Here is a 24,546-nt window from a genome sequence, read left to right as displayed (position 1 = left end):
TCATGCACCTGCCGCGCCAGCTCGGCCCGCTGCACGACCTGCCGGCCACCCCCGAGGCGTACGACGCGGTCCTCGCCGACGTCGTGGCGCAGGCCCTGGCCCGCCTCACCCCCGAGGGCAGCCTCGAACACCCCGACGCCGACGACGACATCGGCGACACCTCGCTCGGTGTCACCTCCCTGCTGGCCCTCGCCTGGCAGCGCTCCAAGGACCCGCGGCTGCCGGAGGCGGTGCGCCGCAGCCTCGCCTTCCATCTGCGCGAGCGGGTCTACACCGAGGACAACCCCGGCTACCCGAACCTCACGGTCCGCGGCTCCGGCCTGCCGTACGCCCGTTACGTCCTCGAGGCGGGCGCGCACCCGATCGGGGACTGGCCCAGCACGGTGTGGGCGCTGCTCCAGGCCGTGAACATCCTCGACCTCGCGGACGGCCTGGTCGACGACGAGCAGCGCGCGGAGCTCGTCGAGGTGAGCCGCGGCTACTGGCGCTGGCTGACCGAGGCCACCTTCTTCAACCCGCAGGAGGCCGGCAACCAGGCGATCGGGTGCGTGGTCGGCGGGCTGATGCTGGCCCGCCGTCTTCCGCCCGAGGAAGGGGAGCGGGTCAGGGCGCGGGCGCTCGCCCTGTACCGGGACCGGATCCGGGCCCACCGGGTCCTGGACCGGGGCGCACTGCTGCCGCCCGAGCACGGCGGCGCCTACGACAACAACTACGGCCCGATCTCCCTGTCCTTCCTCGCCCAGGCCCACCGGATCAGCGGCGCGCGGATGTTCGCCGAGGACGGCGACGCGCTCGCCCGCTACCTCGACGCCCGCCTGACCAGCGGCGGCTTCGACAACGGCGGTCCGCGCTACAGCGAACAGCACTCCGGTTTCGAGTCGGTGCTCGGCCTGCGCTACTTCGGCGCCCGGATCGGCTCCGACCTGGGCCGCTACCGGGGCGACACCAACTGGGGCCGGCACGCGGTCAAGCCGGACGGCGGGGTCGACGGGCACTTCGCCTGGATGCTGGTCTGGCAGATCCAGGACACCACCCCCTGGCACCGGGCCCCGTCCGCCGGCCCGGCCCGCCACCAACTCCGCGCGGGTCCGGTCTCGGTGGCCTTCGACAGCCGCATGACCCCGTCCCTCATCGAGGCCGGCGGCACCTACTACCTTCCGGCGGCGGTGAACCGGCAGCACGGCTTCGGCCCGGTCCTGGACGGCTTCCTGTACTGCCGGCCGATGGGCGAGGTCCGGGTCCGGGACGTACGCGCCGACGGCCTGACCGCCAAGCTGGTGAGCAAGCCGGTCGTGGGCCGCGACCACGTCCTGCGCCACGTCCGCTCCCTGTACGTCACGGACGGCACCCGGCTCTGGGTGACGGTGGCCGCGGAGCGCCTCGACGGGACGCCCTACCTGCTGGCCGGGCTGCCGTACGCGGCGGACGACGGCGACCGGGTGCGCCGGGTCGCCGAGGGCGAGGTCGCCTCGGCGGGTGCCCTGCGCCTCACGCATCCCGCCGCGCAGGGGGTGGACGGCTTCGACGCGCGTGCCGAACTCACCCAGGAACAGGCCGCGTTCGCCCTGGCCGCCGACCCGCGCGGCTACGGCGACCCGGACGAGGGCTGGCGCCACCTGGTCACCTCCACGGCCTACGAGGCCGAACCTGCGCCGGGCGCGCCGGAGAACCTGCACGTGTTCGCCGTACGGTACGGACCCGGCGGTGACTTCACGCCGTCGTTCGAGGGCGATCTGACCGTGCGCACCGAGGCGTTCACCGCCGTCATCGGGGCCGAGGACGCCCACGGCGACCCGGAACTGGCCATCGCCGCCCGCTGAACGCTCGGCTGGAACGGCCGCGACACGCGGGATGCCGGCTGCGGCGCCGTCGTGGCCGGCGGCGCCCACCGGCCGTATGCCGGACACACCCCGCGCCCTTCAGGGCGCTGCCGCCGGACCCGCTCGGTTCAGCGACCGCTGCCCGCGTCGTACGGCGCGGGCAGCGCCGTCTCCAGGATCACCAGGTCCGCTCGGTCCCGGGTGGCGGCGACCAGGTCGGCGTTGAGCTGGTCGGTGCCCGCCACCCAGGCCACCGCCTGGTCGTGCGCCTTGCCGAACTCCTCGTGCCGGGCGACCAGCCGCCGTATGCGCTCCGCCTCGTCCGTCTCGCAGAACCACACCTCGTCCAGGGCCGGCCGCACCCGCGCCCACAAACCGTCCGCCAGCAGCAGGTAGTTGCCCTCCGTCACCACCAGCCGGGCCGTCGGCGGGACCGGGACCGCGCCCGCGAGCGGCTGCTCGAGGACCCGCTCGAAGCCCGGCGCGTACACCACGGTGTCCGTCTCCGCGCGCAGCCGCCGCAGCAGCGCCGCGTACCCGGCCGCGTCGAAGGTCGCGGGCGCCCCCTTGCGGTCCCGCAGACCGAGGCGGTCCAGCTCGACGTCGGCCAGGTGGAAGCCGTCCATCGGCACGTGCGCGGCCCACGGCTCGCCGGTGCCGTTCAGTTCCCGCACCAGATGCCCGGCGAGGGTCGTCTTGCCGGCACCGGGGCTGCCCGCGATGCCGAGGATCGCGCGCGGACCGCGTCCGGCGAGTGAGCGGGCGCGGTCGAGGAGGTCGTCGAAAGTCAGGGGCACGCAAAAAAGTGTGACACCGGGCCCGGAATGTGGCGGGCGCCACCCCCTGGAAGCCGCCCGGTGGGGAAGATGCCGGACATGACTGCACTCGGGCTGCCCGACACCATCCAGGCCTGTCTCTTCGATCTCGACGGGGTGGTCACCAAGACGGCTGTCGTGCACGCGGCGGCCTGGAAGGAGACCTTCGACGTCTTCCTGCGCGGCTACGAGGGACAGCGGCCCTTCGACTCGGTCGCCGACTACGACGAGTACGTCGACGGACGCCCCCGTGCCGACGGGGTCCGCGCCTTCCTCGGCTCCCGCGGCATCCGGCTGCCCGAGGGCGACCCGGACGACCCACCGGACGCCCCGACCGTGCACGGCCTCGGCAACCGCAAGAACGCACTGCTGCTGGAGAAGATCCGCACCGAGGGCGTCGAGGCCTACGACGGCACCCTGCGCTATCTGGAGGCGGTCCGCGCGCACGGGCTGCGCACCGCGATCGTCTCCTCCAGCGCCAACTGCCGTGACGTGCTGCGCTCGATCGGCGCCGAGCACTTCTTCGACGTCCGTATCGACGGGGTGGTGGCCGCCGAGCGCCGGCTGCCGGGCAAGCCGCGCCCCGACACCTTCCTGGCCGCCGCCCACGACCTGGGGGTCGAACCCTCCGGTGCCGCGGTGTTCGAGGACGCCCTCGCCGGAATGGACGCGGGGCGCGCGGGCCGGTTCGGATACGTCGTCGGCGTGGACCGTGTCGGACAGACGGACGCCCTGTACGCACACGGCGCGGACACGGTCGTCAAGGACCTCGCGGAGCTGGGAGGCAAGGAGTGATCACCCACCGGTCGTACGCCGTGGAACCCTGGACGGTCCGCGAGACCGCGCTCAACCTGGACGTGCTCGCGCAGAGCGAGTCCGTGTTCGCGCTGTCCAACGGGCACGTCGGCTGGCGCGGCAACCTCGACGAGGGCGAACCGCACGGTCTGCCGGGCAGCTACCTCAACGGCGTGCACGAGGTGCACCCGCTGCCGTACGCCGAGGCGGGCTACGGCTACCCCGAGTCCGGGCAGACCGTCATCAACGTCACCAACGGCAAGATCCTGCGGCTGCTGGTCGACGACGAGCCCTTCGACCTGCGCTACGGCCGCCTCGCCGCCCATGAGCGGGTGCTGGACCTGCGCCGGGGCGTCCTTGAGCGGACCTGCGAGTGGACCTCGCCGGCCGGGTCCACCGTGCGGGTCCGCTCCACCCGGCTGGTCTCGCTGACCCAGCGGGCGATCGCCGCCGTCTCCTACGAGGTGGAGGCCGTCGACCGGCGCTGCCGGATCGTGGTCCAGTCCGAACTGGTCGCCAACGAGCAACTGCCCGGGTCCGACGGCGATCCGCGGGCCGCCATGGCGCTGGAGTCGGCGCTGGAGCAGGAGGACGCCTTCTCCTCCGGGCACCGGCTGCGCCTCGTGCACCGCACCCGGCGCAGCGGTCTGCGGGTCGCGGTCGCCGCCGACCACACCGTCTCCGGCCCCGAGCGGACCTCGACGCATGCCGAGAGCGGCGTGGACGTGGCCCGGCTCACCGTCACCTCCGTGCTGGAGCCCGGGCAGCGGCTGCGGATGGAGAAGTTCGTCGCCCACGGCTGGTCCGGGGTGCGCTCGCTGCCCGCCATGGCCGACCAGGTGGACGCGGCCCTCGCGGCCGCCGCCCACGAGGGCTGGCAGGGGCTCGCCGACGATCAGCGCGGCTACCTGGACGACTTCTGGTCCCGCGCCGACGTGGAGGTGGACGGCGACGAGGAGGTCCAGCAGGCCGTACGCTTCGCCCTCTTCCACGTGCTCCAGGCCGGGGCCCGCGCCGAACAGCGGGCGATACCCGCCAAGGGCCTCACCGGCTCCGGATACGACGGGCACGCCTTCTGGGACACCGAGATGTTCGTGCTGCCCGTCCTCACCCACACCGCCCCCGGCGCAGTCGCCGAGGCGCTGCGCTGGCGGTACAACACCCTGCCGGCCGCCCGCGAGCGCGCCGCCCAGCTCGGTCTGGACGGGGCCGCGTTCCCCTGGCGGACCATCGCCGGCTCGGAGGGCTCGGCCTACTGGCCGGCCGGTACCGCCGCCTTCCACGTCAACGCCGACGTCGCCGACGCGGTGGTCCGCTATGTCGCCGCCACCGGTGACACCGACTTCGAACGGGACACCGGCGTCGAACTGCTCGTGGAGACCGCCCGGCTGTGGCGCTCGCTCGGCCACCACGACAGCCGCGGCGCCTTCCACATCGACGGCGTCACCGGCCCCGACGAGTACAGCGCGGTCGCCGACGACAACACGTACACCAACCTGATGGCCCGGGCGAACCTGCTGGCCGCCGCCGACGCCGTCGAACGCCACCCGCGCCAGGCGGCCCGGCTCGGCGTCGACGCGGAGGAGTCCGCCGCCTGGCGGGACGCCGCCGAAGCGGTGCACATCCCCTACAACCACGAACTCGGCGTCCACGAACAGCACGCCGGGTTCACCCGCTACCAGCGCTGGGACTTCGAGAACACCCGCCCCGAGCAGTACCCGCTGCTGCTGAACTTCCCGTACTTCGACCTCTACCGCAAACAGGTCGTCAAACAGGCCGACCTGGTGCTGGCGATGTACACCTGCGAGGCGTACTTCGACGAGGAGCACATCGCCCGCAACTTCGCCTACTACGAGCCGCTGACCGTCCGCGACTCGTCGCTGTCCGCCTGCTGCCAGGCCGTCGTCGCCGCCCAGACCGGGCATCTGGCCCTCGCCCACGCCTACACGGCCGAGGCCGCGCTGATGGACCTCGACGACCTGGAGCACAACACCCGCGACGGACTGCACATCGCCTCCCTCGCCGGCACCTGGATGGCACTGGTGGCCGGCTTCGGCGGGCTGCGCCACTACGACGACGGGGCCAGATTCGCCCCCCGGCTGCCGGAACGGCTGCGCCGGATCGCCTTCAGCCTGCAACTGCGCGGCAGCAGGCTGCGCGTGGAGATCGGCGCCGACAAGGCGACGTACACCCTGCTGGACGGGCCGCCGCTGATCGTGCATCACCACGGTGAGCCGGTGACGGTCGGCACGGACGGCCCGGCGGTGCGGGCGGTGCCGCCGCCCAGGCCGGGGCCGACGCCGGCGCAGCCGATGCACAGGGCGCCGAACCGGCCGAGTTGAGCGACAGCGCCCCCTTTTTTTGGGGGCGCGGGGAACCGCGCGATCAGCCACGATCAACCGGTACTCCGCAACGTATCCGCACCCCTACGGCGCCAGCGGTCGTCCGCGGCGCCGTAGGGGCTGGCCGCGCAGTTCCCCGCGCCCCTTTGGGGCGCGCTTCAGGTCAGGGCGTCGGACAGCAGCCGTACCAAGTCGCCCGTCGCGTCCGCCGCGAACAGCGCGGCGAGCGCGGCGAGCGCGCCCAGCGCGAGGACGGCCGCAGCGGCGGGCCACAACTGCGGCGGCGGGGTCGTCTGCAGCGCCGCGATCCGGCGGGTGACCGCGCGGTCGGTGAAGTTCAGGGCGCAGGCCGGGCGGGCGGCGCGGCCCGCGCTGAGCGCCGCGCGGGCCAGCGCCCGGGCGGTGGTCCCGCGGTCCCCGACCTCGGTCGCCGCCTGCTCGTCCGCCCACCGCTCCACCAGGAAGATCACGGCCGAACGGACCGGGCCGAGCAGCGGGTTGGCGGCCGCGGCGAGGGTCACCGCCGTCACCAGGTGGCCGTGCCGGTGTCTGAGGTGGGCGCGTTCGTGCGCGAGCAGCACCCGCCGCTCCGCCGGTGCCAGCGCGCCCAGCATCGCCGAGGTGACCAGGATGCGGCCCGGCCGGCCCGGGATCGCGAACGCCTGCGGCACCTCGGAGGCGGCCACCACCAGTTCGGTGTCCCGCGGATGCCCCTCGCACAGCCGCCGCAACGTCCGCCGGGTGCGCCGCTCGGCCCGCACCGCCCGCCGCACCCGCCGGACCACCACGGCCAGCGCGACGCACGCGGCGACGCCGATCACCTCGGGCACCGGGTCGGCCAGCGGGCGGCCGTCCTGGTGGGCCTCCCGGATCACCGGCGGAGCGTCGCCCAGCAGGGCTGTCGTCAGCAGGACCAGCGACCAGGTGGCCGCGGCGGCGGTCAGCACGGCGGCGGACGCCAGTACACGCGCCGCCAGCGCGGGCGCCACCCGACGGCCGATCACCGGGCTGACCAGGGGCAGCAGGACGGAGACCAGCAGCGGGGTGTAGACGTCGAACCTCATGCGCCGCCTCCGGCGAACAGGGTCCGCAGCGCCCGCTCCTCCTCCGGGCTCAGCCCGGACACGAACTGCTGGAGCGCGGCGATCGGGTCCGGGCCCCGGTCCAGGGCCTCGTGCATGGCCTCGGCGGTCAGCTCGGCCGCGTTCTTCGCCGGCCGGTAGGCGCCGCGCCGCCCGTCCGCGTCCCGCAGCACCAGGCCCTTGTCGTACAGCCGCTTCAGGATCGTGTGCACCGTGTTGTACGCGAGCCCGCCGCCGATCTCGGTCTGGATCTCGGCCGGGGTCAGGGGGCGTTCGGTCGCCCACAGGGCTGCCAGGACCTCGCTCTCCAGTTCTCCGGCGCTGCGCCGCTCCGCCCTTCCGCGGGACCCTGTGCCAGCCATGGCACAACCTTACAGCGCGTAGTGCCGCCGTTCGTATGGCCGTCCCCGCGCTGCCTCCGCCGGTAAGTCCGGTTAGTTTGTCAGTGTTTGTCCCTGAAGCCCATGGAGGGTCCTGCGGGCCGCAGAGGAACAGGGGTGGGTGCCTCGATGGTCCCGAACGTGAACGCCACGCCCGTCATGGGCCGCCGGGGACTCTACTGGCAGAGCGGTGCCTGCCTGGTGCTGCTGCTCGGCGCGGGCTGGCTGGTGCGGCGGCACTGGCCGGCCGTCGCGCGCGGGGCGGTCCGGCTCGCCGGCGCCGACCAGGGCTGGCTGCTGGTGGCGGCGATGGCGGCGCTCGGCACCTGGGTGTGCTCGGCGCTCGCCCAGCAGGGCGCGGTCACACCCCGGCTGCCCGGCGGACGGCTGGTCGCCGCGCAGTTCGCCGCCTCGGCCGCGGGCCACGTGCTGCCCGCCGGGCTCGGCGCGGGCGCGGTGAACCTGCGGTTCCTGATGCGCTGCGGACTTCCGGCGGGCCGCGGTGCGTCGGCCCTCGCGGTCAAGGCGGCCGTCGGTGCCGTGGTCCGGCTGGTCCTCATCGCCGTGCTCGCCCCCGCCTGCCCGGGGCTGCTGCGGATCCCGCACGTGTCCGCGGCCGCGCTCCTCGCCGTGGCCGGCGTGGCCGTCCTGGCCGGGGTGCTGCTCCGGGTCCGGGTGTGGCCCCGCTGCCGGGGCGCGGTGGCCGCCGTGGCCGCCGACATCCGGGCCCTGCACGCCCGTCCGGTCCGCGCGGCCGCGCTGTGGGGCGGGTCTGTCGCCTTCGCCGGGCTGCACGCGCTGGTCCTCTTCGCCGTCACCCGGGCGGTCGAACTTCCGCTGTCCCCGGCCAGGGTGGCGCTGCTCTACCTCGCCGCGAGCGGCGCTGCCGCACTGCTGCCCACCCCGGGCGGCTGCCCACCCCGGGCGGCCTCGGCTCCCTCGACGCGGCCCTCGCGTTCGCTCTCACCGCCTCCGGAACCCCGGCCGTCGCGGCCGCCTCCGCCGTGCTCGGCTACCGGCTGCTGACCGTGTGGCTGCCGCTGCTGCCCGGTCTGCTGGTGCTCGGGGTGCTGATCCGGCGCCGGGCGCTGTGACCGGGCGGGCGTTTCCCGGCGGCCCGCATCAGGTAGGAGTCCGGTGTCGTCGGCCGACAGGAGGGGGATCGGTATGCCAGCGCACGAGACCGGGGGCCGGCTGGGGGAGGAGTTCTTCACACCGGGGACCTCGTCCTTCGCCGGGTTCCTCGCCGCCCACCGGCCCGAACTGCTGCCCACCCGCAGTCCGCTGCCCCCGGGCACGGTCGCCGCGCCCGACACCTTCCCGCACGGCACCACCGTCCTCGCCCTCGCCTTCCGCGACGGCGTGCTGATCGCCGGCGACCGCAGGGCCACCATGGGCAACCTCATCGCCCAGCGCGACCTGGAGAAGGTGCACCCCGCCGACGACCACACGGCGGTCGCGTTCGCCGGCACGGTCGGGCTCGCCGTCGACATGGTCAAGCTCTACCAGGTCGAACTGACCCACTTCGAGAAGATCGAGGGCCTCCCCATGACCCTCGACGGCAAGGCCCGCCGGCTCGCCACGATGATCCGGGAGAACCTCGGCCAGGCCATGCAGGGCCTCGCCGTCGTCCCGCTGCTCGCCGGTTACGATCCCAAGGCGCCGGCGGGGGCACGCGGCCGCATCTTCAGCTTCGACATCGCCGGCGGCCTCTACGAGAAGCGCGCGTTCCACGCCGAGGGCAGCGGCTCGCCGTACGCGGCGGGCGCCCTGAAGAAGCTGTACCACCCCGGCCTCACCCGCCGCGAGGCCGCCCTGGCCGCACTCCAGGCGCTGTACGACGCGGCCGACGACGACTCGGCGACCGGCGGCCCCGACCTCAACCGCCGTATCTTCCCGCTGGTCTCGGTCATCACGGAGGACGGCTTCGAACGGCTGCCGGAGGCCGAGACGGCGGAGCTGACCCGGGACATGGTCGACCAGCGCCGCACGCGCCCGGACGGTCCCGGCGCCACCCCCTGACTCACGGCGCGGCCACCGGTCTCTCGGCCGCGTCGTCCGGGGTCCCCGCGTCCGGGATCCATCGGGCGGCCACGCACACGCAGAGCCCGAGCCACCCGGCCGCGAACAGCCAGCCGCCGATCACGTCGGTGCACCAGTGCACGCCGAGGAAGACCCGGGTGGCCCCCACGGTGAGCCCCCAGCAGGCGACGGCGGCGCACCAGGTCGTACGGCCGCGCGGGGCCCGCGTCCGGATCGCGAGGATCACGAGGCCCGCGGCGAGCGCGGCCGTGGTGGTGTGGCCGGAGGGGAACGACCAGCCGGAGGCCGACGCCTGCCAGTCGGCCTGCGGCGGCCTGGGCCGGGCGACCAGTTCCATCACGGCGAGCCGGGCCGCCTGGCCCAGAGCGAGGCAGCCGGCGCCGAGCAGCGCGGCGACCAGCCGCTGCCGCCGGGTGCGGCCCACGACCGCTCCGGCCGCCACGACCAGGGCGTACGGCACGATCCCGGTGCCGGTCGCGGTGATCCCCCGGGCCACGGCCACCGCCATGTCCGGACGATGCCCGAGGGACCAGGCCAGCAGCGCGCGGTCCGGGGCGAGCGGGGCACCGTGCCGGCCGGTCACGACCAGAGCCAGCACCACGAACGCGGCCCACGCCCCGAACGCGGCACTTCCCGCGAATTCCGCGGTCTTCTTGCGGTCCATGACGTCGGCGACGGCCCTCTCGGTGCGGTGACCACGAAGATGTAGACGGTCTACTCGAATGTAGACGATGGCCCTTCGGCCGGTGTCCGGGGGTGTACGTGTCCACGTCCGGTTGCTGCTTTTGCCGCACCATTACCAGTTCATGACCGACTGGCTACACGGGTGTAGTCATCATGGTCGGCGGAGTAAGGCATGCCTTCACTAAGTTCGAGCCAAAGGGCGGGGACGGGCCTGCCGGGGAGGGCTGGGGCGGATGTGGGACGACGCGTTTCCTAGTTTCCTGATCGGGCTGCGGGAAGGTCTCGAAGCCGGGCTGATCGTCTCGATCCTCGTCGCCACGCTGGTGCGGGCCGGGGCCAGGAACCGGCTGGCACAGGTGTGGACGGGTGTCCTGGCCGCGATCGCGCTGGCGATGAGCTTCGGCGCGGTCCTCACCTTCACCGCCGCCTCGCTCTCCGAGACCGCCCAGGAGGCCTTCGGCGGCACCCTCAGCGTGATCGCGGTCGCCTTCGTCACCGCGATGGTCTTCTGGATGCGCCGCTCGGCGCGCAGCCTGGCCGGTGAGATCAAGGAGAAGGTCACCGGCGCCCTGGGCATGGGCGCGGGCGTGCTGATCCTCACCTCGTTCCTCGCGGTCGGCCGCGAGGGCCTGGAGACCGCGCTGTTCCTGTGGACCACCGCCCGCGCGGCCGGCGAGTCCGCGGGCCCGCTGACCGGCGCCGGGATCGGCCTGGTCCTGGCGGCCGGCCTCTGCTGGGGCCTGTACCGCCGCGTACTGAAGATCAACCTCACGAAGTTCTTCACCCGCACGGGCGCGGTGCTGATCGTGATCGCCGCCGGCGTCCTCGGCTACGGGCTGCGCGACCTCCAGGAGGGCGGCGTCCTTCCGGGCGACGCCGCGTACGCCTTCGACCTCGGCGCCCACATCGACGCGGGCTCCTGGTACAGCACCCTCGTCCAGGGCGTCCTCAACATCACCCCGGCGATGACCTGGCTCCAGGTGACCGGGTACGCCGGCTATCTCGCGGTCGTGATGACCCTGTTCGTGCGGGGCGTGCGCGGAGCGGCGGGGGCCCGTGCCGGTGTGCCGCGGCCGGCGGCCGGAGAGAGCGAGCCGCGGGTGGCCGCCGACGGGTCCGGGCCGCGGCTCGGAGCCGAGGGGGCCGAGTCCCGGCCCGCCGGGAAGCCCGAGCCGCAGGCACAGCCGGACCCCGCGGTCCGTCGGCCGGAGCCGGGCCCGAAGTCCGCCGGGGTGCCGCGCGGCCGTCCCGCCTGGCTGGTCCCGGTCGCCGTGGTCGCCGTTCCCGTGGTCGTCGCCGGGCTCGTCGTCGCCCTTGCCCGGCCCAAGCCGAGCAGCGGGCAGACCGTCGCCGTCTCCGAGACCGAGTGCGGCAAGGGCTTCACCGCGCCGAAGCCGGGCCGGCGGACCTTCCGGATGCAGAACACCGGCAGCAAGACCGCCGAGGTGTATCTGATCGACCCGAGCACCGACTCGGTCTACGGCGAGATCGAGGGCCTCGCCCCCGGCACCACCCGCGACCTGGTCGCCACCGTGGCCGGCGGCACCTACGCCTGGCGCTGTGTCCCCTCCGGCGGCAAGGCCGTCACCTCCGGGTCCGTCACCGTCAGCGGTGGCGGAAGCAGCGCCAAGGCGGTCGTACCGGTCTCCGAGAACGACCTCGCCGCGCCGCTGAAGGCCTACAAGGCGTACGTCGAACAGGGCCTGGCCACCCTCGTCACCCAGACCCGCACGCTCGACGCCGACATCGCCGGCGGCCACCTCGACAAGGCCCGCACCGACTGGCTGACCGCCCACCTCACCTACTCCTCCCTCGGCGCCGCCTACGGCACCTTCGAGGACTTCGACAAGAAGATCAACGGCCGCGCCGACGGTCTTGCGGGCGGGGTCGCCGACAAGGACTTCGCCGGGTTCCACCGGGTCGAGTACGGGCTGTGGCACGACCAGTCCGCCGACCAGCTGAAGGGTCCGGCACAGGCGCTCGCGGACGCGGCCGCCGGGCTCCGGCAGGCGTTCCCCGCCCAGGACTTCGACCCGGGCGACCTGCCGCTGCGCGCCCACGAGATCCTGGAGAACACCCTCCAGTTCGAGCTGACCGCCGACACCGACGAGGGCAGCGGCACCAACCTCGCCACCGCGAACGCCAACCTCGCGGGCACCCGCGAGCTGCTCACCGTACTGCGGCCGCTGCTGACCACCCGGGCGCCGAAGCTGCTGCCGGCCGTCGACGCGGACATCGCCCGCCTTCAGAAGCTCCTGGACGCCGAGCACCAGGGCGCGGCCTGGACCCCCGTCGAGAAGCTCGACGCCGTCACCCGGCAGCGCGTCGGCGGAGCCACCGGGCAGCTCCTCGAGGACCTCGCCCCGGTGCCGGACCTCCTGGAGATCAGGAAGTCCGCCTGATGAACCCCGCAGAGCACCCGCACCCGTACGACGAAGGGAACCCTCCGATGTCCGCTGCCGACACCCCGTCCTGCCCGGTGGGCGCCGGCCGCCGCTCCTTCGTGCGGACCGCGCTGGGCGCCGGGGCCGCGGGCGCGGTGCTGGCCGGCGGCGGCTTCGCGCTGAGCCAGGCCGGCGGCACCGCCGAGGCCGGGGCCGCCGACGCGAGCAGCACCACGAAGGTCCCCTTCCACGGCGCCCACCAGGCCGGCATCCTCACCCCGGCCCCGGCCGCCGCCACCTTCGTCTCCCTCGACGTCATCGCCGACAGCAGGCAGGAGCTCGCCGACCTGCTGAAGACGATCACCGCACGGGCCCGGTTCCTCACCTCCGGCGGCGCCCCCGAAGACCTCGGCGTCGGCGCGCCGCCCGCCGACAACGGCATCCTCGGCCCCGAGGTCCCCTCCGACGCGCTGACCGTCACCGTCGGCGTGGGCGCCTCCCTGTTCGACGACCGCTACGGCCTGGCGAAGGCGAAGCCGGCCCGGCTGACCCCGATGCGGACCTTTCCCAACGACAACCTGAGGGCCGCCGAATGCCATGGCGACCTCTCGCTGCAGATCTGCGCCAACAGCACGGACACCGTGCTGCACGCGCTGCGGGACATCGCCAGGCACACCCGTGGTGCCATGCAGATCAAGTGGCGGATCGACGGCTTCCAGAACGCCCCGCGGCCGACCGGCGCCCAGCGCAACCTGCTCGGCTTCAAGGACGGCATCGCCAACCCGGACGTCACCTCGGCCCGGGAGACCGACCGGCTGATCTGGGTCGGTGAGGGGCAGGGCGAGCCGGCCTGGACGGCGGGCGGCAGCTACCAGGTCATCCGGATCATCCGGATGCTCGTCGAGTTCTGGGACCGGGTCTCGCTCAGCGAGCAGGAGCTGATGTTCGGCCGCCGCAAGGACACCGGCGCCCCGCTGGACGGTGCCAAGGAGACCGACATCCCCAACTACGCCAAGGACCCGAAGGGCAACGCCATCCCGCTGGACGCCCACATCCGGCTCGCCAACCCGCGCACCGCCAAGACCGACGCCTCCCGCATCCTGCGCCGCGGCTACAACTACGACCGGGGGATCGACAGCGTCGGCAACCTCGACATGGGCCTGGTCTTCTGCTGCTACCAGCAGGACGTCCGGCGCCAGTTCGAGGCCACCCAGACCCGGCTCATCGACGAGCCCCTCGTCGACTACATCTCGCCGACCGGCGGAGGCTACTTCTTCGCCCTGCCCGGTGCGAAGAACGCCAGGGACTGGCTGGGGAGCGGGCTGCTGGCGGCCTGACCGGCAGGCCGGGCTTTACCTTCTCATGACGTTCTCTTGGTGAAGGCCTGGTGCGGGCGCTACTGCGAACGATGTGCAAGTACGGGAAGATGGCACAAGGCTGCCGCCGGCAGCTGCCCGTCGCCCGACCGAAGGATGTCGCCTCCCGATGACGGCCGCCCCTGGCTCCGCTCCGTCCCTCCCCGCCCAGGCCGAGACCAAGCGCTCGGCCTGGCGTCGTGTCCGAGGCTCCATGACACGCCAGGAGTGGATCAGGGTCGGCGGGATGGCCGGCTTCGTGCTGGCCCTCCACGTCATCGGCTGGGGCACCCTGGTCGGGATCATCGCCCCGCAGCACTTCAGCGTGGGCACCGAGTCCTTCGGCATAGGCATCGGCGTGACCGCCTACACCCTCGGCATGCGGCACGCCTTCGACGCGGACCACATCGCGGCCATCGACAACACCACCCGCAAGCTGATGGGAGCGGGGCAGCGGCCGCTGTCGGTCGGTTTCTGGTTCTCCCTCGGCCACTCCAGCATCGTCTTCGGGCTCGCCCTGCTGCTCTCGTTCGGCATGAGGACCCTGGCCGGACCCGTTCGGGACGACGGCTCGCACCTCCACGAGGTCACCGGCCTGATCGGTACGACGGTCTCCGGCACCTTCCTCTACCTCATCGCCGGCATCAACCTGGTCATCCTGGCCGGCATCTGGAGGGTGTTCCGGCAGATGCGCTCCGGCGCCTACGACGAGGCCGCGCTGGAGACCCAGCTGAACAACCGCGGCTTCATGAACCGCTTCCTCGGCCGGGTCACCGGCTCGATCAGCAAGCCCTGGCAGATGTACCCGCTCGGCCTGCTGTTCGGGCTCGGCTTCGACACCGCGACCGAGATCGCCCTGCTGGTCCTGGCCGGCTCCGGCGCCGCCTCCGGGCTGCCCTGGTACGCCATCCTCACCCTGCCGGTGCTCTTCGCGGCCGGGATGTCGCTCCTCGACACCATCGACGGCTCGTTCATGAACTTCGCCTACGAGTGGGCGTTCTCCAAGCCGGTCCGCAAGGTCTACTACAACCTCACCATCACCGGCCTGTCCGTGGCCGTCGCCCTGATCATCGGCACCGTGGAACTCCTCGGCCTCCTCGCCGACAAGATGGACCTGCACGGCGCCTTCTGGGACTGGATCTCGGGCCTCGACCTCAACACCGTCGGCTTCGTCATCGTCGGCCTCTTCTTCGCCACCTGGGTGATCGCCCTGCTGATCTGGAAGGCGGGCCGCATCGAGGAGAAGTGGACCACCGGCCTCGCCCCCGCGCCCGCCGAGCAGACCGAGGGCTGAGCGGGGGGCTGAGCCGGGCGGGCCGGGGGAGCGGCGGCGTCGTCAGCCCCGTACCTTCAGGTCCGCCCGCCATTTGACGATCTGCTTCTCCGCGTCGCCGGTGTACGACCACGGGGTGCGGGTCGCGCGCCGCCCCTGGAGCCGCAGCAGGGCCGTGGCGAGATCCGTGACACCCGCCTGACAGGCCGCGTGCGTCAGGTAGTTGAGGTCACGCAGCTCGCCGGGGGCGACGGGAGCCTCGCCGCGCTGGGCGATCCAGCGCTCCCAGGTGCGCCGTACGTCGCTGACCGCGCCGTCGTGCTTCCAGTGCTGGCTCAGCGCGACCGTGTTCTGCTGTCCCTGCGCCGCGTCCAGCGCGTACCGGAACTCCTCGACGCGGGCGTACTGCACCAGGACGGGCAGCGGGCACCCCGACGGGGCGACCCCGGCCGCGTCCCGGGCGAAGTCGTACATCAGGCCGTGCGTGCCGTGCCAGCGCGCGGAGTAGTAGTGGAGCACCTGGAGATGGCCCTCCACGTTGTACGGGTCGCGCCGGTGCAACTCGTCCCACCATCGGGCGAGTTCCTGCCGGCGGACCCCGGTCGGATACAGCCGGGCCACCGAGATCAGGGAGACCCAGGGAGTGGGGTCCTGTGGGAAGGCGTCGGCGGCGGCCAGGCAGGCCAGCACGGCGGTGTCGATCCTGGCCCGGTCGATCGGGACACCCCGGCCCGCCGAGATGGCCAGGGTGAACGCCCGGGCCGTCTCGGTCGCCGCCCGCAGCATCAGCGCGTCGGCGCCGTGCGGCTCGGCGGCCAGCCAGGACTCGGCCGTGGAGTTGCCCGCGCAGGCCTGTGCCAGCAGCCGTACCCGGTGCCCCCGGGCCAGCCAGTCGGGGCCGGTGGCCCGGAGCAGTTCCCTGAGGCCCTGCCAGCGGCCGATGACGATGTCCTGACGGGCCGAGGTGAGGGATTCGTCCCCGCAGTCCGGGTCGAAGTCGGGGACGAAGCGGTCGCGCGCCATCGGCTCGTACCTCAGAAATCGGTGGGGAGGCCTTCGTAAGCCTGGGCCTGCGCGGTCACGTGGTCGTCGGGGACGTAGTCGGCCGCCACCGCACGGGCGGCGTCCAGCTTGGCCGGCCGGTAGTAGTCGCTGCCCTGCCTCCAGTACCAGAGCATCGGGACCAGGCCGACGGCCAGACCGCCGATGCCGATCGAGATCGCGGCGGTGCTCAGCTCGCCCAGCGACTCGGCGAAGATCCAGAACATGAACGCCGCGCCGAGCAGCGGCCACAGCCCGCCGAACAGGAAGTTGCCCGCCGACTTGAAGAGCATCTTGCGGTAGGCGACGACCACCGCGAGGCCCGCGAGGCCGTAGTAGACGGCGATCTGCAGGCCGATCGCCGAGATGGCGTCGGAGAGGATCTCACCGACCGAGCCCAGCGCGTTGGAGGCGATGAACAGGGTCAGCGCCACCGCGCCCACCACGGCGATCGCCACGTGCGGGGTGTTCCAGGTGCGGTGCACCCTGCCCAGCGCCGTCGGCATCGTACGGTCACGGCCCATCGCGAACAGCGAGCGGGTGACCTGGATGAGGGTGGTCTCCAGGGTGGCGATGGTGGACAGCATCACGGCGACGACGAGCAGCTTTCCGCCCCAGCCCGGCAAGATCTCCTCGCCCAGCACGCCCAGTACGTTGGCGTCGTTCGCCGCGATCTGGTCCGAGGACAGGATGACGTTCACGGCGATGGTGAACACCTCGAACAGGGCGAAGACGATGCCGACGCCGATCAGGCCCGCGAGGCCGGTGGTACGGCGGGAGTTGCGGGTCTCCTCGCTGAGGTTGCTGGTGACGTCCCAGCCCCAGTAGTAGAAGGCGGCGATCAGCGCGCCCGAGGCGAACCCGGAGACGCCGTCGAAGTGGGAGAAGCCCAGCCAGGACCAGTCGAAGGTGCGGGCGTTGCCGGTGTGGAAGAGGGCCAGCACCGCGAACAGCAGCAGGATCGCCAGCTCGATGCCGGACATCAGCAACTGGGCGCGCACGGTGAGCCGGGCGCCGCCGAGCACCACCGCCAGCATGATGAGGAACCAGGCGGCGCCGACCACCGTGGACAGGGCCACGTTGTCGGCGAGGCCCGCGTCGAACAGGGACAGCGTCATGGACCCGGCGGGCAGGGAGCCGGCCACCATGAAGATGGTCGCGGACACCACCAGCGCCCAGCCGCTGACGAAGCCCAGGAAGGGATGCAGGGTGCGGCCCACCCAGGAGTAGCTCGCGCCCGCGTTCACGTCGATGCGGCCCAGGTAGCTGAAGGCGAGCGCGATGCCCAGCATCGGTATCGCACACCACAGCAGGGCGGCCGGACTGGCCAGCCCCACCGCCCCGACCAGTACCGCGGTGGTCGCGGCCAGCGAGTAGGCGGGGGCACTGCCCGCGACGGCCATGACCACGGTGTCGAACGTGCCGAGGGCATTGGCCTGGAGCCCTCTGCCCCTGATGTTGCTCATGGTTGTGCTGCTTTCCGGTCGTGCAGGGCGCACGGGAGTGCAGACCCGCGGTGGTACGGGTGGGGGGTGCACGACCCGCCCCGTACCCGGTGAGGGATGGCCTCGAGCAGGGGGCCGGTCGGAAGGAGAAAGGGGCGGTGAAGGCCGCGTGCCCAGAGTCGGCGAACGGTCACACCGCGTGTGTGGGTGTGACTATAGCGGCACTCTTTAGCCTTTCAAGCTGACCGTCCGGTAATCACATATGCCGCCCGAGGCTGAAAACCGTCACACCGGAAGCAGTGGTCAGGTCGCCCCCTCAGTCCTCCAGCCGGTCGAGCTGCCGCAGCTTGTTGGTGGCGTCCAGGGCCGCGACCTTGTACGACTCCGCGAGCGTCGGGTAGTTGAACACCGCGTCCACCAGATAGTCGACCGTGCCGCCGCAGCCCATCACAGACTGACCGATATGGATGAGTTCTGTCGCTCCGCTGCCGAAGCAGTGCACACCGAGCAGCCGCCGGTCCTCGGGGGAGACCAGAAGCTTGAGCATGCCGTGCGAGTCGCCGATGATCTGGCCCCGGGCCAGTTCCCGGTAGCGGGCCACCCCGACCTCGAACGGTACGCAGTCCTCGGTGAGCTGGTCCTCGGTCCGGCCGACGAAGCTGATCTCGGGGATGGTGTAGATACCGATGGGCTGGAGGTTGTCCATCTGCCCGACCGGCTCCCCGCAGGCGTGGTACGCGGCGACCCGGCCCTGCTCCATCGAGGTCGCGGCGAGCGCGGGGAAGCCGATGACGTCGCCGACGGCGTAGATGTGCGGCACCTCGGTGCGGAAGTGCTCGTCCACCGTGATCCGGCCGCGCCGGTCCGCGGACAGGCCCGCCTTGTCCAGATCCAGCCGGTCGGTCAGGCCCTGGCGGCCCGCCGAGTACATCACCGTGTCCGCCGGTATCTTCTTGCCGCTCTCCAGCACGGTCAGCGTGCCCCGGGGGTGCCGTTCGACGGCGGCGACGGTCTCCCCGAACCGGAAGGTGACGGCCAGGTCCCTGAGGTGGTACTTGAGCGACTCCACGACCTCGACGTCGCACATGTCGAGCATGGCGGCGCGCTTCTCGACGACGGTGACCTTGCTGCCGAGCGCGGCGAACATGCTGGCGTACTCCATGCCGATGACGCCGGCGCCGACGATGACCATGGAGCGCGGCACCCGCTCCAGGGACAGCACGTTGTCCGAGTCCATGATGGTGCTGCCGTCGAACTCGACGCTGTCCGGGCGCGCCGGCCGGGTGCCGGTGGCGATGATGATGTGCTCCGCGCTCAACAGCCTCTCGTTGCCGGTCGGTTCGCGCAGGGCGACGGTGTGCGGGTCGATGAACCGGCCGATGCCGGAGCAGAGGGTGACGTGGTTGCGGGAGAGCTGGTTGCGGATGACGTCCACCTCGCGTCCGACCACGTGCTGGGTGCGCGCGGTCAGGTCGGCGACGGTGATGTCCTCCTTCAGCCGGTAGCTCTGGCCGTACAGGTCGCGCTGGGTCAGGCCGGTCAGGTAGAGGACCGCCTCGCGCAGGGTCTTCGAGGGGATGGTCCCGGTGTGGATGGACACCCCGCCGACCATGTCGGGGCTGTCGACGACGGCGACCCGGCGGCCGAGCTTGGCCGCGGCGATGGCGGCCTTCTGACCGCCGGGTCCGGAACCGATGACGAGCATGTCGAAGTCGGGCACCCTGTGGAGTCTGTCAGCAGCCGCCCCCGCTTCGAAAGGGTGAACGGGCAACCTTCGCGTGAAATCCGGTACGGACCTGGGCTGTTGGGCGTCTCCCGGCGGCCGCCACCTCGGCCGCCGGGACGGGTGCGGCGGCGCCGGCACCCTCGCGCACGCCCGCGGCCCCGGTCAGGGCAGGAGCCGCTCGATGCAGTTCGGTCCCTCGCGCTCCATCTTCTTCCTGGCCCATTCGAGGGTGGCCGGGGTGACGTCCCGGCCCGACGCCATCACCAGGTCTTCGGGCGCCACCCCGGTGCCGGGGGCGCTGTGCAGCAGGGAGTCCGGGGTGGCACGGTCGTCGGGCGACCGGGACGCTTCGGGTTCTGAGGTCGACATGGTCCCTCCTTCGCGGAGCGGGTGCACACTCTCACGATTGCCCGCCCGGCCGCACCGCGCATCCCGGGAAGCAATTCGCCCCTTTCGGGCTGTATGGTGACCGTACATCCGTACCGGGGAGGCCGTCACGATGGCCGAGCAGCCCTTCCACCAGAACGCGCCCGGGAGCCCCCGCTACCTGCCGATCGCCGAACACGGGCTGATCGGCGATCTGCGCAGCGTGGCTCTGGTGGGCAGCAACGGCACGATCGACTGGTACTGCAGCCCGTCCTTCGACGCCCCCAGCGTCTTCGCCGCCGTCCTGGACGCCGAGCGCGGCGGGTTCTTCGCCCTGGCCGCGGCCCTGCCGGCCCGGACCAAGCAGTTCTACTTCCCCGACACCAACGTGCTGATCACGCGGTTCTACACCGACGAGGGTGTCGGCGAGGTCCAGGACTTCATGCCGGTGACGAGCGACTCGGCCGAGTGCGAGCGGCACCGGCTGATCCGCCGGGTGCTGTGCGTGCGCGGCACCGTGCCCTTCCGGGTCCGGGTGGCCCCCCGCTTCAACTACGGCGCCGACCCGCACACCCTGCGCCTGCTCGACGGCACCGCCCTCTTCGAGTCCGCGGACAGTGCCCTGCTGCTCACCTCCACGGTGGCCCTGGAAGGTGACGGTCCGGACGCCTGCGCCGACTTCAAGGTCTCCGAGGGCGAGTCCGCCGTCTTCGCCCTCGACCAGGCCGGCGAGGGCATCGCCCCGCGCGGCTGCGCCCGTGTCGAAGCCGAACAACAGTTTGAGACCACGGTCTGCTACTGGCGCCGCTGGCTGCACCAGTCCCGCTACCGGGGCCGCTGGCGCGAGATGGTGCACCGCTCCGCGCTCACCCTCAAGCTGCTCACCTACGCCCCCACCGGCGCCATCGTCGCCGCGCCCACCACCAGCCTCCCCGAGCAGTTCGGCGGCGAACGCAACTGGGACTACCGCTACGTCTGGATCCGCGACGCCGCCTTCGCCGTCTACGCCCTGCTGCGGCTCGGCTTCAGCAGCGAGGCGGCGGCCTTCATGAAGTTCGTGACCACCTACATCAGCCCCGGCGACAGCTTCGCCTCCGGCCCGCTGCAGATCATGTACGGCATCGACGGCCGCACCGACCTGCCCGAACGCGAACTGACACACCTGGACGGCCACTGCGGCTCCGCCCCGGTCCGGATCGGCAACGGCGCGGCCGGGCAGCTCCAGCTCGACATCTACGGCGCCCTCATCGACTCGATCTACCTCTACGACAAGTGGGCCGAGCCCATCTCCAGCGCCCAGTGGGACGACGTCACCCGCCTCGTCGAATGGGTCTGCGATCACTGGGACCAGCCCGACGAGGGCGTCTGGGAGACCCGCGGCGGCCGCAAGAACTTCCTCTACTCCCGGCTGATGTGCTGGGTCGCCGTCGAGCGGGCCATCCGCCTCGCCAACCGGCGCGGCCTGCCCGCCGAACTGCAACGCTGGCAGCGGTGCCGCGACACCATCTACCGGCGGATCATGGACCGCGGCTGGTCCGAGCGGCGCCGCGCCTTCGTCCAGCACGAGGGCGGCGAGGTCCTGGACGCCTCGGTCCTCATGATGCCCCTGGCCAAGTTCATCGCCCCGACCGACCCCAAGTGGCTGTCCACCCTGGACGCCCTCACCGAGGACCTGGTCTCCGACTCCCTCGTCTACCGCTACGACCGGCAGGCCAGCCCCGACGGACTCCGCGGTGACGAGGGCACCTTCTCCATCTGCTCCTTCTGGTACGTGGAGGCCCTGGTGCGCGCCGGACGCGTGGACGAGGCCCGGCTCGCCTTCGAGAAGATGCTCACCTACGCCAACCATCTCGGCCTGTACGCCGAGGAGATCGGCCGCACCGGCGAGCAACAGGGCAACTTCCCGCAGGCGTTCACCCATCTCTCCCTCATCAGTGCCGCCTTCAACCTGGACCGCGCGCTGGGCTGAGAGCTCGTCACGCGGTCACCAGGCCGGCCCAGTGCTCGGCGTCACGCAGGTCCCCGTGCCGCAGACGGACGCGAGACACGCACGGCGCGCCGGTGACGCTGCCCGCGCCGGCGGCGCAGGCGCCGACGGCTCCGCACGAACGGGCCGCGCACGACCTCCGGGTGCTGTGCCGCGGCGCCGTCCACGGCCCCGGAGCCGCCCCCGCGTCACCGCCTTCGACCGCACCCGGGACCCGGACGGGGCGAGGGGTCAGGACAGCGGCTGCTCCGCCCAGATGACCTTCCCGGCGGGCGTGTAGCGGGTGCCCCAGCGCTCGGCGAGCTGCGCGACCAGGAACAGGCCCCGGCCGCCCTCGTCGGTGCTCGCCGCGTATCGCAGGTGCGGCGAGGTGGTGCTGGCGTCGGAGACCTCGCAGATCAGCGTCCGGTCGCGCAGCAGCTGTACCCTGATGGGCGCCCGGCCGTGCCGGATGGCGTTGGTGACCAGCTCGCTGAGGATCAGCTCGGTGGCGAACGACAGCCCGTCCAGGTCCCAGTCGGCGAGCTGCCGGGTCACCTTGGCCCGCACCTCGGAGACGGCCGCGGGATCGGCCGGCACCCGCCACTCGGCGATCCGGTCCGCGCCGAGCGCCCGGGTGCGGGCGACGATCAGCGCCACGTCGTCGCCGGGACGGGCCGGCAGCCGCTCCAGCACGGCCGCACAGGTGTCGTCGGGGGTGCTGCCGGCCGCCGACTCCAGGGCGCCGGCGAGCAGTTCGAGGCCCTCGTCGATGTCCCGCCGCCGGTCCTCGACCAGCCCGTCGGTGTAGAGGACCAGACTGCTGCCCTCGGGCAGCTCCAGCTCGGCCGTCTCGAAGGGCAGCCCGCCCACCCCCAGCGGCGGACCGGCCGGCACGTCCGGGAACTCCACGCTGCCGTCGGGTCTGGCCAGCGCCGGCGGCGGATGACCGGCCCGGGCCACCGTGCAGCGCCGGGACACCGGGTCGTAGATCGCGTACAGGCAGGTCGCCCCGGTGATCGTGGCCATGCCGTCCGCGGGGGTCTCGTCCTGGTCGATACGGTTCACCAACTCGTCCAGCAGGCCCAGCAGCTCGTCGGGCTGCAGGTCGAGCGCCGCGAAGTTGTGCACGGCGGTGCGCAGCCGCCCCATGGTCGCCGCCGCGTGCAGCCCGTGCCCCACCACGTCCCCGACCACCAGCGCCACCCGGGCCCCGGACAGCGGCAGCACGTCGAACCAGTCGCCGCCCACACCCGACTGGGCCGGCAGATAGCGGTAGGCGATGTCCAGGGCGCTCTGCGCGGGCAGGCTGCGCGGCAGCAGACTGCGTTGCAGGGTCACCGCCATGCTGTGCTCGCGCGTGTAGCGGCGGGCGTTGTCGATGGAGACGGCGGCCCGCGCCACCAGCTCCTCCGCGAGGGCAAGCTCCTCGGTGTCGAACGGCGCGGCCTTCTGCGAACGGCAGAAGTTGGCCAGCCCCAGCACCAGGTTCCCGGCCCGCAACGGCACCGTGATCAGCGAGTGGATGCCGAACTCCAGAATCCGCCCGGTCAGTTCCACGTCCTGCGCCCGCCAGCCGGGCGCGTCCCGCAGCCGGGGCTCGACGACGGACTCGCCGGTCTCCAGACAGCGGCCCTGCGGCGAGGACGGCACGAACTCGAACCGCTCCCCGACCGGGTACAGCGGGGCGTCCTTGCGGACCCCGGCGGACGCCACCCGGCGCAGCGCGTCCCCGGGCTTGGGCTCCTCGCCCTTGAGGACCGCGTCGTACAGGTCGATGGTGGCGTAGTCCGCGAACCGCGGCACGGCCAGCTCCGTCAGCTCCTCGGCGGTGCGGGTGACGTCCAGGCTGGTGCCGATGCCCACCCCGGCGTCGTACAGCATGTTCAGGCGCTCGCGGGCCACCTCGGCGCGCCCGGACAGGGCGCGCAGCTCCGTGGAGTCGCGCAGCGTGATGACGCTGCCGGGCGGGCCGCCGCGCACCTCGATGGGGCGCTGGTTGACGGCCAGCAGCCGGTCCTTGACCAGGTGCACCTCGTCGGTGGCGACCCGTCCCGAGGCGATCAGTGTCGACGTCTGGGCGTCCAGGCCGAGGTCCACGACCCGCCGGCGCTCGGCGTCCGCGGGCAGGTCCAGCAGACGCCGGGCCTCGTCGTTGGCGAGCATCAGCCGGCCGTCGCCGCCCACGATCAGCACGCCCTCGCGTACGGAGTGCAGCACCGCGTCGTGGTGCTCGTACATCCGGGTCATCTCGTCCGGGCCGAGACCGTGCGTCTGGCGCAGCAGCCGCTGGCTGACCAGCGCCGTGCCCGCCGTCGCCAGGGCCAGCGCCGCGGCGGCCGCGGCCAGCAGCAGCGGCAGCTGCTGGTCGGCGGTGCCGCCCACGTGCGCGGTGGTGATGCCGGCCGACACCAGGCCCACCACCGTGCCGTTCGCGTCCCGGACCGGGACCACGGCCTGCACCAGCTCGCCGATGGTGCCCCTGACCGTCTCGGTGACGTTCCCGCCGGCCAGCGCCGGACCGATGGTCCCGACGAACTTCTTGCCGATGCGGTCCGGCTTGGGGTGGGTGTACCGGATCCCCTCGGTGTTCATGACGACGATGAAGTCCACGCCGGTCGCCTTGCGGGCGGCCTCCGCCCGCGGCTGGAGCACCGCCGTCGGATCGGGCAGCCGCAGCGCCGCCGCCGTGCCGGGGGCGTCGGCGAAGGTCTGGGCGACGGCCAGGGACCGGTTGCGGGCCTCCGTGGTGCTGTTGTGCCGTTCCTGAAGCACCAGCGCGACCACGGCCGACACGACCAGCAGCAGCACGATCGCCACTTGCAGCACGAAGACCTGCCCGGCCACGCTGCGGCCGCTCAGCGCCGACCACAGCCGCCCGGACCGGATGCGCCCGGGCCCGCCGGGCTCCCGCTCCCGCCGGGCGAGCGGCGCGCGCGGGGTCCCGGATCGGGACGGCCGAGTGTCGGACCGGCCGGACTGACGGACCATGAGCCCATGTCTACACTGCCGGGCCCCGCGAGGCGAGC

Annotated in this window: 17 protein-coding genes and 1 pseudogene; 9 read left to right on the top strand and 9 right to left on the bottom strand. The window is 72.8% G+C overall.

The window, feature by feature from the left end; genetic code table 11:
* Positions 1–2: 2 nt before the first annotated feature.
* Entirely contained in the window at positions 3–1,820 is a 1,818-nt protein-coding gene (locus AB0P24_RS22080) for a hypothetical protein (protein ID WP_365796477.1), read from the top strand.
* Positions 1,821–1,948: 128 nt separating this feature from the next.
* On the opposite strand, the gene AB0P24_RS22075 is transcribed toward AB0P24_RS22080, so the two are convergent.
* On the bottom strand, positions 1,949–2,617 hold the full coding sequence (locus tag AB0P24_RS22075) for a nucleoside/nucleotide kinase family protein (RefSeq protein ID WP_365796475.1): 669 nt from the start codon (positions 2,615–2,617) through the stop codon (positions 1,949–1,951).
* Positions 2,618–2,695: 78 nt separating this feature from the next.
* Here AB0P24_RS22075 and AB0P24_RS22070 point away from each other — a divergent pair, with 78 nt between their 5' ends.
* Together AB0P24_RS22070 and AB0P24_RS22065 are read left to right on the top strand one after the other, a co-directional pair.
* Positions 2,696–3,430, top strand: a complete 735-nt coding sequence (locus AB0P24_RS22070; protein WP_365796473.1) for a beta-phosphoglucomutase family hydrolase — start codon at positions 2,696–2,698, stop codon at positions 3,428–3,430.
* The gene (locus AB0P24_RS22065) at positions 3,427–5,772 is read left to right on the top strand and encodes a glycosyl hydrolase family 65 protein (protein ID WP_365796471.1); all 2,346 of its coding nucleotides are present in this window, start codon (positions 3,427–3,429) and stop codon (positions 5,770–5,772) included. The genes AB0P24_RS22070 and AB0P24_RS22065 overlap by 4 nt, the downstream gene beginning before the upstream one ends.
* Positions 5,773–5,930: 158 nt before the next feature.
* On the opposite strand, the gene AB0P24_RS22060 is transcribed toward AB0P24_RS22065, so the two are convergent.
* Together AB0P24_RS22060 and AB0P24_RS22055 are read right to left on the bottom strand one after the other, a co-directional pair.
* Positions 5,931–6,836, bottom strand: coding sequence for a M56 family metallopeptidase (locus AB0P24_RS22060; RefSeq protein ID WP_365796469.1), 906 nt, complete (start codon positions 6,834–6,836; stop codon positions 5,931–5,933).
* Entirely contained in the window at positions 6,833–7,216 is a 384-nt protein-coding gene (locus AB0P24_RS22055; RefSeq protein ID WP_365796467.1) for a BlaI/MecI/CopY family transcriptional regulator, read from the bottom strand. The genes AB0P24_RS22060 and AB0P24_RS22055 overlap by 4 nt, the downstream gene beginning before the upstream one ends.
* 177 nt (positions 7,217–7,393) lie before the next feature.
* On the opposite strand from AB0P24_RS22055, the pseudogene AB0P24_RS22050 reads away from it, so the two are divergent.
* Both AB0P24_RS22050 and prcB read left to right on the top strand, forming a co-directional pair.
* Positions 7,394–8,328, top strand: a pseudogene (locus AB0P24_RS22050) (lysylphosphatidylglycerol synthase domain-containing protein).
* 73 nt (positions 8,329–8,401) lie between these two features.
* Entirely contained in the window at positions 8,402–9,256 is an 855-nt protein-coding gene (gene prcB, locus AB0P24_RS22045) for a proteasome subunit beta (RefSeq protein WP_365796465.1), read from the top strand.
* Position 9,257: 1 nt separating this feature from the next.
* On the opposite strand, the gene AB0P24_RS22040 is transcribed toward prcB, so the two are convergent.
* Positions 9,258–9,941, bottom strand: a complete 684-nt coding sequence (locus AB0P24_RS22040; RefSeq protein ID WP_365796463.1) for a phosphatase PAP2 family protein — start codon at positions 9,939–9,941, stop codon at positions 9,258–9,260.
* Between the two features lie 253 nt (positions 9,942–10,194).
* Between AB0P24_RS22040 and efeU the strand changes: the two genes are divergently transcribed.
* From efeU to AB0P24_RS22025, 3 genes are all read left to right on the top strand, one after another.
* Positions 10,195–12,363, top strand: a complete 2,169-nt coding sequence (gene efeU / locus AB0P24_RS22035) for an iron uptake transporter permease EfeU (RefSeq protein WP_365796461.1) — start codon at positions 10,195–10,197, stop codon at positions 12,361–12,363.
* Between the two features lie 47 nt (positions 12,364–12,410).
* Positions 12,411–13,682, top strand: coding sequence for an iron uptake transporter deferrochelatase/peroxidase subunit (gene efeB, locus AB0P24_RS22030; protein ID WP_365796459.1), 1,272 nt, complete (start codon positions 12,411–12,413; stop codon positions 13,680–13,682).
* A 148-nt stretch (positions 13,683–13,830) separates the two neighbouring features.
* A complete protein-coding gene (locus AB0P24_RS22025; RefSeq protein WP_365796457.1) occupies positions 13,831–14,994 on the top strand; it encodes a HoxN/HupN/NixA family nickel/cobalt transporter in 1,164 nt (387 codons plus the stop codon).
* A gap of 42 nt (positions 14,995–15,036) precedes the next feature.
* Here AB0P24_RS22025 and AB0P24_RS22020 read toward each other — a convergent pair whose 3' ends face one another.
* From AB0P24_RS22020 to AB0P24_RS22005, 4 genes are all read right to left on the bottom strand, one after another.
* The gene (locus AB0P24_RS22020; protein WP_365796455.1) at positions 15,037–15,996 is read right to left on the bottom strand and encodes a hypothetical protein; all 960 of its coding nucleotides are present in this window, start codon (positions 15,994–15,996) and stop codon (positions 15,037–15,039) included.
* Positions 15,997–16,007: 11 nt separating this feature from the next.
* Positions 16,008–17,480, bottom strand: coding sequence for an APC family permease (locus AB0P24_RS22015; RefSeq protein WP_365796453.1), 1,473 nt, complete (start codon positions 17,478–17,480; stop codon positions 16,008–16,010).
* A gap of 295 nt (positions 17,481–17,775) precedes the next feature.
* Positions 17,776–19,179 (bottom strand): Si-specific NAD(P)(+) transhydrogenase, encoded by a 1,404-nt coding sequence (sthA, locus tag AB0P24_RS22010; protein ID WP_365796451.1) that lies wholly within the window; start codon positions 19,177–19,179, stop codon positions 17,776–17,778.
* Positions 19,180–19,347: 168 nt separating this feature from the next.
* Positions 19,348–19,554 carry a hypothetical protein gene (locus AB0P24_RS22005; protein WP_365796449.1) on the bottom strand — a complete coding sequence of 69 codons (207 nt, stop codon included), beginning with the start codon at positions 19,552–19,554 and terminating at the stop codon, positions 19,348–19,350.
* A gap of 130 nt (positions 19,555–19,684) precedes the next feature.
* On the opposite strand from AB0P24_RS22005, the gene AB0P24_RS22000 reads away from it, so the two are divergent.
* Positions 19,685–21,520: a glycoside hydrolase family 15 protein gene (locus AB0P24_RS22000; protein ID WP_365796447.1), complete on the top strand. Its 1,836-nt coding sequence runs from the start codon at positions 19,685–19,687 to the stop codon at positions 21,518–21,520.
* Positions 21,521–21,769: 249 nt separating this feature from the next.
* Here AB0P24_RS22000 and AB0P24_RS21995 read toward each other — a convergent pair whose 3' ends face one another.
* Positions 21,770–24,508 carry a SpoIIE family protein phosphatase gene (locus tag AB0P24_RS21995; protein ID WP_365796445.1) on the bottom strand — a complete coding sequence of 913 codons (2,739 nt, stop codon included), beginning with the start codon at positions 24,506–24,508 and terminating at the stop codon, positions 21,770–21,772.
* Between the last annotated feature and the right edge of the window lie 38 nt (positions 24,509–24,546).

This window comes from Streptomyces sp. NPDC086519 (assembly GCF_040686075.1).
GTDB classification, from domain to species: domain Bacteria; phylum Actinomycetota; class Actinomycetes; order Streptomycetales; family Streptomycetaceae; genus Streptomyces; species Streptomyces shenzhenensis.
This window is presented reverse-complemented; position numbering and strand designations above follow the sequence as displayed.